The organism is Mesorhizobium sp. B2-3-12 (assembly GCF_006442205.1).
Taxonomy (GTDB): domain Bacteria; phylum Pseudomonadota; class Alphaproteobacteria; order Rhizobiales; family Rhizobiaceae; genus Mesorhizobium.
The window spans coordinates 18016-31386 of sequence record NZ_VFVR01000022.1; the positions used below are offsets into that span (position 1 = coordinate 18016).

The 13371-nt window shown below is 61.7% G+C and carries 13 protein-coding genes; 5 read left to right on the forward strand and 8 right to left on the reverse strand.

The window, feature by feature from the left end; genetic code table 11:
* Positions 1-54: 54 nt before the first annotated feature.
* The 6 genes from FJ948_RS29430 to FJ948_RS30840 all read right to left on the reverse strand — a co-directional run bounded on the left by FJ948_RS29430 (position 55) and on the right by FJ948_RS30840 (position 3912).
* Positions 55-891, reverse strand: a complete 837-nt coding sequence (locus FJ948_RS29430; protein WP_140710715.1) for a DMT family transporter — start codon at positions 889-891, stop codon at positions 55-57.
* Positions 888-1469 carry a TetR/AcrR family transcriptional regulator gene (locus FJ948_RS29435; protein ID WP_140710717.1) on the reverse strand — a complete coding sequence of 194 codons (582 nt, stop codon included), beginning with the start codon at positions 1467-1469 and terminating at the stop codon, positions 888-890. Before FJ948_RS29435 ends, FJ948_RS29430 begins: the two co-directional genes overlap by 4 nt.
* Positions 1470-1606: 137 nt before the next feature.
* Positions 1607-2059, reverse strand: coding sequence for a hypothetical protein (locus tag FJ948_RS29440; protein WP_140710719.1), 453 nt, complete (start codon positions 2057-2059; stop codon positions 1607-1609).
* A gap of 179 nt (positions 2060-2238) precedes the next feature.
* Positions 2239-3105 carry a 23S rRNA (adenine(2030)-N(6))-methyltransferase RlmJ gene (locus FJ948_RS29445; RefSeq protein ID WP_140710721.1) on the reverse strand — a complete coding sequence of 289 codons (867 nt, stop codon included), beginning with the start codon at positions 3103-3105 and terminating at the stop codon, positions 2239-2241.
* Positions 3102-3713, reverse strand: coding sequence for a hypothetical protein (locus FJ948_RS29450; protein WP_140710723.1), 612 nt, complete (start codon positions 3711-3713; stop codon positions 3102-3104). Before FJ948_RS29450 ends, FJ948_RS29445 begins: the two co-directional genes overlap by 4 nt.
* 19 nt (positions 3714-3732) lie before the next feature.
* Positions 3733-3912 (reverse strand): hypothetical protein, encoded by a 180-nt coding sequence (locus tag FJ948_RS30840; protein ID WP_246677653.1) that lies wholly within the window; start codon positions 3910-3912, stop codon positions 3733-3735.
* Positions 3913-5020: 1108 nt separating this feature from the next.
* Between FJ948_RS30840 and FJ948_RS29460 the strand changes: the two genes are divergently transcribed.
* The gene (locus FJ948_RS29460; protein WP_140710725.1) at positions 5021-6067 is read left to right on the forward strand and encodes a UDP-glucuronic acid decarboxylase family protein; all 1047 of its coding nucleotides are present in this window, start codon (positions 5021-5023) and stop codon (positions 6065-6067) included.
* Positions 6064-7095 (forward strand): UDP-glucose 4-epimerase GalE, encoded by a 1032-nt coding sequence (gene galE, locus FJ948_RS29465; protein WP_140710727.1) that lies wholly within the window; start codon positions 6064-6066, stop codon positions 7093-7095. The genes FJ948_RS29460 and galE overlap by 4 nt, the downstream gene beginning before the upstream one ends.
* Before the next feature lie 807 nt (positions 7096-7902).
* On the opposite strand, the gene FJ948_RS29475 is transcribed toward galE, so the two are convergent.
* Positions 7903-8529, reverse strand: coding sequence for a DUF995 domain-containing protein (locus FJ948_RS29475; protein ID WP_140710731.1), 627 nt, complete (start codon positions 8527-8529; stop codon positions 7903-7905).
* A 190-nt stretch (positions 8530-8719) separates the two neighbouring features.
* On the opposite strand from FJ948_RS29475, the gene FJ948_RS29480 reads away from it, so the two are divergent.
* The 3 genes from FJ948_RS29480 to FJ948_RS29490 all read left to right on the forward strand — a co-directional run bounded on the left by FJ948_RS29480 (position 8720) and on the right by FJ948_RS29490 (position 12500).
* Complete coding sequence (locus FJ948_RS29480; protein ID WP_140710733.1) at positions 8720-10348, forward strand: glycosyltransferase family 39 protein; 1629 nt, start codon at positions 8720-8722, stop codon at positions 10346-10348.
* A gap of 179 nt (positions 10349-10527) precedes the next feature.
* Positions 10528-11454, forward strand: a complete 927-nt coding sequence (locus FJ948_RS29485; RefSeq protein ID WP_140710735.1) for a lysylphosphatidylglycerol synthase domain-containing protein — start codon at positions 10528-10530, stop codon at positions 11452-11454.
* Positions 11455-11498: 44 nt separating this feature from the next.
* Complete coding sequence (locus FJ948_RS29490) at positions 11499-12500, forward strand: glycosyltransferase family 2 protein (RefSeq protein ID WP_246677655.1); 1002 nt, start codon at positions 11499-11501, stop codon at positions 12498-12500.
* 210 nt (positions 12501-12710) lie between these two features.
* On the opposite strand, the gene FJ948_RS29495 is transcribed toward FJ948_RS29490, so the two are convergent.
* Positions 12711-13127 carry a hypothetical protein gene (locus tag FJ948_RS29495; RefSeq protein WP_140710739.1) on the reverse strand — a complete coding sequence of 139 codons (417 nt, stop codon included), beginning with the start codon at positions 13125-13127 and terminating at the stop codon, positions 12711-12713.
* Positions 13128-13371 lie beyond the last annotated feature (244 nt).

Sequence of the window (13371 nt, forward strand, 5' to 3'; positions counted from 1 at the left end):
AAAAATCAGGATCGACAATTGTCGCTGACGACACCGACCGGGTGTACGTTATCGTCACGGCTGATAGCCGAGACAAATGGCGCCGAGCGCGACGACGGCGCAGGCGCCGACCCGCCGAGGGGTCAGCGTTTCGCCGAGAAACATCCGGCCGATGAAGGCCGCGAAGACGACACTGGTCTCGCGGATCGCGGTGATCGGACCGGCAGGCCCGAGCGCAAAGGCCGCCACCACGACGCCATAGGCCAGAAGCGCGAACAGGCCGCCGCCCAGTGCCTTCCAGGTTTCCGGTGCCCGCATGTCGACGGCGAGCCTGCCGCGAAAGGCGACGAAGGTCGCCGGCAGCAATGCGCCGTAGGCCAGCAGGACCCAGGCGGTGTAGGCGCCGACATTGCCCGCGGCGCGAACGCCGATCGCGTCGACCATCGCATAGGCGGCGATGATTGCCCCCGTTGCCAGCGCATAGAGGATCGATGTCGTGGAGGCTCTTCCTCGCCCGAGCGAAAGAGCCATGATGCCGCCGCCGACCAGGGCAACGCCCCCTGTCTCAGGAGCGGTGAGATGCTGGCCGGCCAGCAGGAACCCGCCGAGCGTGACGAGCAGCGGCACGCTGCCGCGAACGATCGGATAGACCTGTCCCAGTTCGCCATATCTGTAGGCGGCCACCAGGAACACGCTGTAGCCGACCTGCAGGCAGGCCGAGAGCCCGACATAGGGCCAGGCGGCCGTCGCCGGAAGACCGTTGAGGATTGCCAGGGGAATGGCAAGCGCGGTGCTGGAGAAGCTCATGACGGTGACGGTCCACAACCTGTCGGCGCCCGTTCGCAGGAAGGCGTTCCAGCTTGCGTGCAGGATCGCCGCGAACAGCGCCAGCCCTATGACCAGCGGGCTCATTGCGGCCTGCGCGAGGCCGCGATGATGTCCAGGGCGGCCTTGCGGGCTTCGCGGATGGCGGCATCCCCCTGCCCCATATGCGCCATCAGGGTCGCGCCTTCGATCAGCATCAGGAGGGTCGATGCCGCGCTCTCGGCCCGCCCGCGCGGCATCACCTGCGCGAGGATCGACCGCATGCGCTGCCTGAGGCCATTCTTCTGCCTGGCGACGGCCTTGAACACCGGATGCTGGGGATCGCCGAACTCGGCCAAGGCGTGGGCAAACAGGCAGCCATGAAAATCCGGCCTGCGGAACCAGCGGCCATGCCAGTCGAAAATCTTCGCGATTTTCTGCTCCGGCGTGATGCCCTCCTGGGCGAGCTGGTCGAGCTGGCCGTCAAAACGCCTGGCGCGATAGTCCAGCACCTCGACGATCAGCTCGTCCTTGCTGGGGAAATGGCGATACATCGTCATCTTGGCCACGTCGGCCTCGGCGATGATCCGGTCGATGCCGGTGGCATGGAAGCCGGCGCGCTTAAACAGCGCATAGGCCGTTTCGACGACATGCTGGCGTTTGTCGGAAGCAGGTGACGGTGTCATTGGCGGTTACCAAGTGGTGAGACAGGTCTGTCTCATTACAGTGTAGCGGAACGCGCCTTCTGTCAACACAGGACATCAAAGCGCCTGCGACCTTTTCAGGTAGCAGGCGCGAAAAAGATCGGAAGGAAGAGACGCGTTCAGCGCAGGACGCGGCAGCGGCCGTTATAGACCATCCAGCGATCGAAGCCCGAGACGCAGAACTCGACATTGTCGCCGATCGAGGCAAAGCCCTGGCCCTCCTCGATCAGATAGAAGATCGACCGGTCCCGGCCATCCGACAGGCTGACGGTTGCGCGGCAATAGTGACGGCCGATCGGCCACTCCTCGCTCGCCTGCTCATAGCGGTGCTGGCGAATGTCGCGAAAATCGGTGATGGCGACGTCGGGTAGATGCGGCACGTGGTGCACCTGATAGGAGAACCGATGCGTGATCTTGTTCAGAACCCATGACTCGCCACAGACGCTGCCGTCGTCCTCGGTATAGACGCCGAGGTCAGCCGCATGGACCGCCTGGGTGATACCGAGAGGCGCGGCAAGGGGGGTGCAGAGCGAAATCAGGGCAGCAAGTGCGGATTTGGCGAAGCGAGTCATGACAGCCTCTCAAGGTCGGTTGCGCGCACTGTGCGGATTCGCTTGGCGTCGGTCAAGCGGTTGCGCGGACAATGGTTTCCAGAAACCAGCGCCGGACGAATGCCGTAAGCAGCAATGCGCCGATAGCCGCGAAGTTCCCCGGCATGCGGCTCCTGCTGGGCGCGCGGCAATCGCGGCGGCTATCCCGGCGGCGTGATCTCCTCGCCGGCCAGCCATTCCAACGACCAGTGCGCCGGTTTTCCCAGGGCAAGCAATCGGTGCAATGCCGGCAATACGGTTCGCAACTCGCTTTCCAGAGTGAAGGGCGGATTGACCACCACCATGCCGGTGCCATCGAGGCTGGGTTCCGACGAGGTTGGCTTGATCTCGAATTCTATGTCGAGGATTTTCGGGATGCCGGATTGCTTCAGCGCTTTCCGGAAGGCGATGACCGCCTTGCGATCCTTGACCGGATACCACAGCGCGTAAATGCCGCCGGGCCAGCGCCGGTGCGCCCTCACCAGTCCGTCGACGAGGCGGCCGAACTCACCCTCTTCCTCGAAGGGTGGATCGATGAGCACCAGGCCGCGCTTTTCCTTCGGCGGCAGATGCGCTCCGAGCGCAAGCCAGCCGTCAAGTTCCATCACTCTGGTCTGGAAATCGTCGGCGAATTCCGCTTTCAGCCTGGCGGCGTCTTTCGGATGCAGTTCGATCGCCGACAGCCGGTCCTGCTTGCGCAGGAGATGGCGCGCGAGCAGCGGCGAGCCCGGATACTTCTTCACGCCGCCCGCGGGATTGAGCGAGCGCACCGCCTCCAGATAAGGCGCCAGCAGTGCTGCCGCCTTCGCGTCGAACGCGGCATCGATCAGCCTGCCGATGCCGCCTTGCCACTCGCCGGTCTTCTGGGCTTCGAGCGACGACAGATCGTAGCGGCCAATGCCGGCATGGGTGTCGACGACGCGAAACGCCTTGTCCTTCTGCTTGAGATATTCGAGCAGGCGCGTCAGCACGACATGCTTGACGACATCGGCGAAATTTCCGGCGTGGTAGGCGTGGCGGTAGTTCACTTGGGTCCCCTGCCCCAGCGTGGCGGTGGCGGCTGCGAGTTTGGATTTTCCGGCCGACCGCCACCAGAACGCAAGGACAGCAGGAAACCGATCAAGCCGACCGCCATCAGCGAGAAGCCTATCGGCCGCGCGCGGCTGTCGATCTCACCGACGCCGGATCGCAAGACAAGGTCGACCGCCCGCATCGGTATGTCCTCGGCATCGCCGGGACCGACGGTGAAGACGTAAGCGCCAGGGATGACGGTGGCGATCAGGCCGGCCTCGTCGCGAAAGATCTTGTCGGGCAGTTGTGGGCTGGCCTGGCGCGGATTGTCCACATGGTTGAACCGCAGCGTCGAGGCAAGCACCGTGCGGCCGTTGGTGGCGGCGGTCAACGTCAACACCGTGCGCTGCTGCGAAACGATGCGTTCAGCCCTCGCGGTCAGGTCGACCAGCACCCGCACAGGCGCATCGCGACCTTTGAGCGATACGGTTAGCGGCCTGAACCGGCCCTGCTCGTAAACCCGCCAGGTGCCGATTTCACGGCCGGAAAAATTGCTCATCGCCCAGGGGTAGATGAGACCGACGCCGGTGCCAGCCAACAGGATCAGGACGAAGAGAGAGCGCATTCAGGCGGTCACCTTGCAATCAAACCTTGCCGGACGGCCGGCTGATATCGGCACCGTCGCGCAAGCATTCCGTTTCGTCCAGCACCATGTCGATGCCGAGTTCGAAGGTCTTGCCGAAGCCAGGCTGCCCAAGCTTGGTGAAACAATTTCCCAAAACCGGTCTGCCCGGTGCCTGGGCCGAGGTCAAGGCCAATGGCATGCAGGTCCATTTCGATACGTTTAAGAAGGAAATGGGCGGGCAATAACATATCCAAGCTGGCGCACCGCGTCAGCAGCGATCTGCCGCAGGACACGGGGCGCCCGCCCCGCTTTGCGGTTGCCTGAACGAGATGGCCCGTGGAGAAACGGGCCATCTCGACCATTTCTTAGCCAGCGTACCAGTGCCGCGTTCGTCCCGGATGCGTGATCGCGCAATAGACAGCGCTCTGCCATATCCTCAAATGCCGTTGCCAAGACAGCCGGCATTCCACTATGAATTGGATACTTCTGTTCTTCAGGCGAAAAAGCGAATGTTGTCGCGTACCTCAGGCGAATGAGGCATTCGAATGCAAAAAACTTCCGATCCGTCCAACATAAAGGAATCGGAGTTAAAACGCATTCCCGATGGCCGATTTCTCTTCTAATTTTGACTCTTGGTCTACTTTTCTTCACCTCTAGCTGCGACGTGGACTCCCTCCATAAAGCGATGTTGGCAAAGTATTCACAGCCAGATGTTTACATCTGCAGCCCGAGCGGATTCGGGCAACAATCTCATTGCAACCTAAAGATTTGACATCCTGCTGAAACGGTCTTCATCGGATGGTTTTCCGGATCCGCACCTCCGCGTCTCGCGCGGGCACTCCTCGACATTCCTCACTATCAAGCTTTCGATCGCCCCCGGGAATAACGCGGATCGGTTCGTGTCGCGGTCCAAGCCAATATGCTGATTCAAAATGAGGAACCGCCGCCACAGCCAAGCGCGTGCGCGCCGACCCATGATTAACCACTGGCAAACACATTTGGTTAAGGAATTGCTAATTTAGTTGACTGGAATTCCTATAGGTATATTTTCAGTTCGTTGGGATGTGCAATTTGGGCGAGCAATCGGCGATGATGGCACCAAGCGCGTGATCGCGATCTCGGGGCGCATGGACTGCTGAACGGCAGCATATAAGCCGGGCGGCGGTGGCCCCGTACACTCAGAGAATGACAAGCGCACATCAATGATGGCGATCCGCGGACGCGGAGGATTGCCGCGTTTCGAGAACGTGGCCGGGCAGTGCGTTGCCTCGGCCCTGGGTAGCGTGTGCGGTGCGTAGGAGGAATGCATGAGTAAGGTGATAAAGGTTCTGAAACTTGGTTCCAGAAGCGATCAGAGGGGCAACGGCAAGAGCCACGACCGAGGCCGCGCCCTGGTCGCCGGGGGCGCCGGTTTCCTGGGATCGCACCTGTGCGAACGTCTCTTGCAGGACGGATACGACGTCGTCGCGGTCGACAATTTCCATACCGGCAAAAGATACAATCTCAATGCGCTGCTGCGCGATCCGAAATTCAGCTGCATCGAGCACGACATCGTCGAGCCATTGCCCTTGGACCTTCGGGTCGACGAGATCTACAATCTCGCCTGCCCGGCTTCTCCGCCACATTACCAGGCAGATCCGATCCACACGTTCAAGACGAGCGTGCTTGGCGCGCTGAACCTGTTGGAACTCGCGCGCCGCAACAATGCCAAGATATTCCAGGCCTCGACTTCCGAGGTCTATGGCGATCCCTTCGTACACCCCCAGCCCGAAAGCTATTTCGGCAATGTAAACACGCACGGACCGCGCTCCTGCTACGATGAAGGCAAACGTTCGGCCGAAACCCTGTTCTTCGACTATTCGAGGACATATGGCCTCGATATCCGCGTGGCCCGCATCTTCAACACTTACGGCCGCCGCATGCAGCCCGACGACGGGCGCGTCGTCTCGAACTTCATCGTCCAGGCCTTGCGTGGCCAAGACCTGACCGTCTACGGCAGCGGCCTGCAGACCCGCTCCTTCTGCTACGCCGACGACCTGATCGAGGGGTTCATGCGGCTGATGAACGCGCCGTGTGCTCCCGCCCACCCGGTCAACCTTGGCAATCCCGGTGAATTCACCATCATGGAACTCGCGACGCTGGTCATCGGCTACACCAACTCCAGATCGAAGATCGTGCATCGGCCACTGCCGATCGACGATCCCAGGCAGCGCAAACCCGACATTTCCTTCGCCAAGAGCAATCTCGGCTGGGAGCCGAGGATCAATCTGGCCCAGGGGCTGACGCATACCGTCGACTATTTCGACGCCCTGCTCTTCGGAAGCCGGATGGCAAAGGGCGCCGCGGCTTCATGACCGGGAAGGCGATCCTGGTGACGGGTGGGGCCGGTTTCATCGGCAGCCACACCTGCAAGCTGCTTGCCGGTGCCGGCTACCTGCCCGTGGCCTTCGACAATCTGTGCCGCGGCAACGAGAAGGCCGTCGCCTGGGGTCCGCTTGTCGTCGGCGATATCCGGGACCGTGACGCACTGCAGGCGGCGATGGCGACGTACCGGCCGAGCGCGGTCATCCACTTCGCGGCGCTGGCCTATGTCGGCGAGTCCGTTCAGCAGCCGGCGGAATACTATTCGAGCAATGTGACGGGCACCATCGCCGTGCTCGATGCGGCACGCACGCACGCCGTCGAAAACATCATTTTCTCCAGCAGCTGCGCAACCTACGGCGTGCCGGAAGCACTGCCGGTTCGCGAGAGTTCGTCGCAAAATCCGATCAGCCCTTACGGGCGTACCAAGCTGATGGGCGAACAGATCATCGGCGACTATGCCGCCGCCTACGGAATGAAGTTCGCCATCCTGCGCTACTTCAACGCCTGCGGGGCCGATCCCGACGGGGAACTCGGCGAGTGGCATTCGCCGGAAACCCACCTGGTTCCAAGGGTGCTGATGGCGGCGTCAGGCATCATCGATGAAATCGAGGTCTTCGGCACCGATTACGAGACTTCGGATGGCACTTGCGTGCGCGACTATATCCACGTCAGCGATCTGGCCCGCGCCCACCTGAAAGCGCTCCAGCACCTCGAGCGCGGCGGACAAAGCCTTGCGGTCAACCTCGGCACCGGGCGAGGCGTATCCATCAAGGAGATCGTCCAGGCGGTCAGCCGGGTGACGTCGAGACCGGTCCCGGCCGTCTTCAGGACCCGGCGACCGGGGGATCCGGCCGAGCTCTATGCGGATCCCAGCAAGGCACGGGCACATCTTGGCTTTGTACCTGAGCTTTCCGACATCGACACGATCGTCAGGACGGCCGCCCCCTTCTTCGGGCTGCGAACGAGACCGGCGACACAGCCGCCAACCAAGGCGGCAATAGCTGTCGCTGTCCGATAGATCAGAGAGATCGGGCGCGGCAACTGGCGCGCTGGCCAAATCCGCTTGGACCGCAGACCCAAGGCGAACCGCCCGGGAACGCACCACTTTCGCCGGAATTGAAAGCGACCTTCACGGGTCCCGCCATGCGCGGCGCCATCGGCGGCGGCGGTGCAAAGGCGTAAGTTCTTTCCGTGGTCTGTATGGTGCTTGTCATCAGCACCTCAGGCTCGATCCTGAGCGAACGCATGACGTATCCAGCCTGGACCGGCCGGACCGCCGGCTTGCTCCGGACCGGATGCACAACCGGTGCGATGAGGACGGAACCGGTCCTGGTCGCATCCATACCCTGACAGCCTGCGACCAGAGAGGTCATCGCAACCACAACAATAGATAGCGCTTTCTTGCTTGGGCGAAATGCGCCCCTTGAATCGTTCACCATGTGTCCCCTGCCTTTGAGTATAAGCCAGGGCGCGTTGCGACGCCTGCGCCGCTTCACGCCGTTTCAGTGACCACTCGCACATCACAGATTAATATTAGACATCACTAATTATTAAATTTCATGAAAGCCGTATGGTGGTGGACCCATCGTCTCGTCATTCGGTGAGAGAGAAGTGAACGCGACCAATCGGCGGTCGGTGCGCCGGCAATTCCAGCCGAACTGCTCCGCGCTTTATAAGCGATTCGCAAGGTTCTTCACAGGGCCTGCGAAAGCAGCCCACCTGAATCCGACACGCAGGACATGTCGTCACCGATGGCATGTCGGGAGGGCGTCAACGGAGACAGGAACGGCGCTTTCCGTCATGCCGTCAACCAGTCTGGCCAGCCCTAGTTCTTGGAATCGATCAACTGACGGGCCTCTTCGAACTGCGCGGCCTTGGTATTACCGGGCTCGAATTTTCGGTATTCGTCGGAAGGATCCTCGGGCGTTCGCTTGAAACTGTACCATTCCCCATCCGGATCCTTGCGCTGCTCGATGGCTCCATCCTTGATTTGGTGACTGTAGCAGGTGCGCTTCGGTTTGCCCTTGTAGCTCTTGGACCGCCAAGCGAGTTCGGTGCACATCTTGCCGTCTTCGGTCACCAGCCACCTGCCTTCGGCGACAGAGGCTGAATCCTGCCCCGACGTCCAGGCCTCGAGGCGTCGATTGTCCTTTGCGAAATAGGCCGCTCCATTTTTCCATATCCATGTGCGATCGGTATACAGAAGCTGCAGCTCATAGGCAGTTGGAACAATGGCGGGGGTTGCAACAATAGCGCTGTCCGCTTTTGCAGGCGCGCTGTCCTTGGCGGCCGCCGCGTGGGTCGCTTCCGCGAAGGCGGCCTGACCGCAGAAGGCCAGCAAAAACAGGAACGGCGCGAAACCTGCGAACCGGCGACGTTCGATGCGTCGCGGAAGGTCGACGCCATGCGGCGGCGACCTGGTCGGAGCTATCGGTACAATCGGCGTTGGCATGTCTGTGTGGTCCGGCAACGCTATCGGCGCGACAGCCTTGCAAACTATTTAACAGCCGCGGAAGCCGCGATGTCAACTTTCGCGACGCCGGCTGTCGCCAAAATTAAGGATTGCGTCATATACTCGCTCACCTTTGACAATCGTGCGCAAAAGCAACATCGGCAGACGTCAGAGAGGACGCGGGTTTCAAATGGGCGACAACCCGGATTTGAATCAGGCCTCGGTTCAGCAATACCTGCGGCAGCCGATCGATCGGGACCCGGCTGCTCGCAATGACCTGACCCTCAACACGGCGATCTTGCTGGGGATCCTGTTGATCGCGGTCCTGTTCCGGTTCCACAACATAACCTTGCCGCTGGTCGACGCCTTCAGCTGGCGCGAGACAAGCACGGCAATGATGGCCGACAATTTTCAACAACGCAGCTGGAATATCTTTTTCCCCGAGGTCAGCTGGACCGGGCCGGGGCCGAGTTATCAGGGCCGCGAGTTTCAGATCGTCAGCTATCTGACCGCCCTGCTCTACCAACTCTTCGGCTGGCACGACTGGTTTGGCCGCATGGTTGCGGCCTTCTTCGGCCTGGTGACGGTGTTTTCGCTGCACAGGTTGACGGCGCTATGCTGGGGCGAAACGCATGCCCACGCCGCGGCGCTCGCCTACGCGCTGATGCCGGCAGCGATCATGATCGACAGCTCGTTCCTGCCCGATCCGTCGATGCTGGCGCTGGTGACGACGGGCGTCTGGCTGTTCGCCAAATACTGGGCGGGCGGCAACCGACGGCTTTTGCCTTTCGCCGCCATCAGCTTCACCCTTGGCGCGCTGGCAAAGCCGCCGGGCGTGGCGGCCGGCGCCGTCATCTTCTACCTCATGGTCTGCTGGATTGTGATGAAGAGGCGACGGCAGGCGACCGAGGTCTTCCTGTGGGGGCTTTTCAGCCTGGCCATCATCGGCGCCTATTTCAGCTGGGCCATCTATCTCGGCCGCAACTATCCACCCTATCACGTGGCGGGCTCCGGCTATATCTGGGATTCCGGATTGTGGGCGTTCGTCCAGGATGGCTTCTACTTCAAATCCGTGTGGAACACCTCGGTCTGGTGGTTCTACGGCTATCCGTTCATGGCGCTGATCGCGGTCGGTTTCTGGATACCGCCTGGTCCGGCCGAAGACCCGACGCAACGCACCCTTTCGGCCATTCCCTATATTTGGCTGGGTGCGGCCGCGATCGTCTACCTGGCGGCGGCGCGCGAGATCACCAGCAATCCCTGGAACTTCCACATCTTCCATGTGCCGTTCGCGATGTTTTGCGGCCGCGGCGCGCTGCTTCTGGCCAGTTTTGCATCGGGCACGGTCCGGTCGCCGACGGTTGTGCTGCGCTCAATCTGCATCGTTGCCGTGACGCTCGTTTGGTCGACCTTCCCTCTCTTGAGGACAATGAAGGCGCCGGTCGCGATGAACGGCAAGCTGCTCGGCGAGGAGTTGGCCCGCCTGGCGCAACCGGGCGACCTGGTCGTCGCCATCGCCCCCGCGGTCGGCGATCCCGTCGCCGTCTACTACAGCAGGGCACGCGGCTGGGTGTTCCCGCCTGGCGGAGGCGATGTCGAATGGTCGAAATTCGTCGCGGACGACACCACCGCGATCGCCCAGCTCGAGGAGTTGCGCGCTCAAGGCGCGGATCTGTTCGGCACGACCAAGAACGCTGCCGACAAACAGGACCAGTTGTTTATCGAGCATCATGACGGCGTCGTCGACTATCTGGACAAGACCGGAACCAAGCTTGTGGATTCGGATGCCTTGCTGGTCTATAGGATCACCCGTCCATGAGAGCCGCGACAGCCGTGGGCCTCGACGGAATGGTCCCGACGGTTCAGCGGCCCGCATCCGCCCCGCGGAAGGCCGGCAAGGCGGTGGGCCAGGCGAATCGACCCAGGATGACGCCTTGGATGTTTGCTCGCCACTGTGCCGACGCTGGAACTCGGCGGTGAAAACCGGCGGAGAATTGGTTGAAAAGAGCAATCTCGATAATCGTGACGCTGGCCCTGCTGGCCTGGCTGGCCAGCGACTCGCGCTGGCGGATGGTCGGCGACGCCTTCGACCGCATCACGCCCGGCACGTTCGCGGTGGCGACGATCGCCTTTTTCGTCACCTATGTCTTGCGTGCGTTGCGCGTCTGCGATGAGTTTCGCGACGAGGTCAATGGCCGGTTCGGCGCCTGCCTGCGCGTCATTCTGATCCACAATGCGATGATCAACGTCGTTCCCTTACGGGGCGGCGAGACGGCCTTTCCCCTGCTCCTGCGCCAGGTCTTCGGCGTGCCGATCATGCGCGCCAGCGCCTCACTGCTGTGGTTCAGGCTGCAGGACGCTTTTGTCGTCGGCGTACTGGCCCTGGCGGTGTGGCCGGGCCTGCATGCGGCGATAAGGATTGCTGGCATCGCCGCGCTGATCGCTGCCGCCTGGTATCTGCCGCGCTGGGCGCGCGCGCCGCATGGCTGGGCTGGGCGCGGCAGGATCGTGGCGAAGCTCGGCCTGCTCCGCGACACCTTCACCGAGGCGACCGGACGCTCGCGCTACGGCTGGTGGTGGACGATCGCCAACTGGTCGCTGAAGCTCACCGTGCAGGGATGGCTGCTGGCCCTGATACTGGGAACATCCTTCACGACGGCCTTTCCAGGCGTCGTCGGGGCGGAGGGCGCCGCAATATTGCCGGTGCAAGGCGTCGCCGGCTTCGGCACTTACGAAGCGGGAGCGGCAGCGGCGCTGCTCACCTCCGGGATCGCGATGAAAAGCGGCCTGCAGGCGGCACTGGCCCTACACCTGTTCATCTTCTGCTCGGCTATCGCCACCGGCGCCATAGCCTGGCTGTTTCCCTCGAAATCGACGCTGCCGGGCAATCCGGCCGTCGGACCTGCTAGAAAGCCATCCCAATGAACATATTGCCCATCCCTGCTTCGGGACTGCCTGATGGCGCGGTGATGCCCGACCATACACTGTCCATTGTCGTGCCGATGTATAACGAGGCTGAAAACGTCGAGCCGCTGCTGACACGCATTCACCAGGCGATGGAACGCTACGAGCAGCCGTGGGAGGTCGTGCTGGTCGACGACGGCAGCACCGATGCGACGGTGAGCGAGATCAGGCGACTGGCGGCGCATTACGGCCCGCATGTCCATGCGGTGGAACTCGTGCGCAACTACAAGCAGACCGCGGCGATGCAGGCCGGCATCGACGCCGCGCGCGGCGACGTCATCGCCACGATCGACGGCGACCTGCAAAATGATCCCTTCGACATCCCGCGCATGGTCTACCGCCTGCTGAACGAGGATCTCGACCTGGTGGTGGGCTGGCGCAAGGATCGTCAGGAGGGGTTTTTTATGCGCCGGCTCCCCTCGCGAGTCGCCAACGCCTTGATCGCGCGCGTCACCGGCGTGCGCCTCAAGGATTATGGCTGCAGCCTCAAGGTCTATCGCGGCACCGTCATTCGCAGCGTCAAGCTCTATGGCGAGATGCACCGCTTCATCCCGGCATGGCTGGCTACCGTGACGACCCCCAGACGCATCGCGCAGGAGGTTGTGACGCATCATGCCCGCATCCACGGCCAGTCCAAATACGGCATTTCGCGGACCTTCAGGGTCGTGCTCGATCTGGTGTTCATGTATTTCTTCATGCGCTATCGCACACGGCCCGGACACTTCTTCGGTGGCATCGGCATCGCGCTTGGGGCGCTGGGTTCGCTCATACTTGTCTATCTGCTTTGCCTGAAGCTGTTCTTCGCCCAAGACATCGGAACACGTCCGATGCTGTTCACCGGCTTCTTCCTGCTGATCGCCGGGGTGCAGATGGTGACGTCGGGCGTGCTGGCGGAAATGCTGGCCCGCGTCTATCACGAAGCGAACGGATCGTCGGCCTATGTCGCGCGGCCGCGGCCGGCGCCCGGTGACAATGACGGCTGGCTTCGCCCGAGCCGATCTTCATGAGTTGATCGGAACGCGGTCAAGGGCAAGAGAGGCGCAACGCCGATGCGCCCACCTTTCTGAGTGGCAGCACCCGGTCGGGCTGCCGCCACTTCAGGTCTGATGTTCTAGCTAGAGCGGTTCAGCGTTTGATAGAATCGCCGAACCGCTCCAACTCTTTGTTTTTACGCAATTCCGGACGGAAAACCGTTACACACTTTTCCTGGAATTGCTCTAGTAGCGCGAACGGCAGCTGGCGCGCTGGCCGAAGCCGCTCGGACCGCAAATCCAGGGGGAATGACCCAGGAACGGACCACCGTTGCCCAGGTTGTAGGAAACCTTCACCGGTGCCGGCCTGCCGACCCGCTGCGGCCGCACGAAGGCCGCGTAGGCCTCCTCCCTGGTGCGCGTCACGACGCTCATCTGTGTGAGCGGTTTGCGGTAGAGAACCTTCGTCTTGACGTGACGGACGTTCCTGACGTGATGGGTCATTTTGCCGAACCCATGGTCGATGGTCCGCCCGTTGATCGAGCCGGTCCTGGTCGTATCCATGGTCTGGCAGCCGGACACCATCGAGACCAACACAATGGCAGCAACAGCACCGGCATATTTTCTGCCTTTGTCGGCCAGACTTTCCATAACCTTGTTCATCGACGGCTCCCAACTTAAACATAACTCGGCTGCGTGCGGATGATATACTTTATAGTCGGCTTTTCCCGCACCTTTTGAATGACCATTTTCACTTAAGCCGCACCCGTATATTAGAATGAACTTATTAAAATTCGTGCAAACAGCATAATGAACACAGTCTTTCGCTGTTCGCTCGGATGCGATGAAAATTCAGCTGATCGGACCGGGCTTGGCCGGGGGAGTCTTGGCTGGGGGAGTCTTAGCT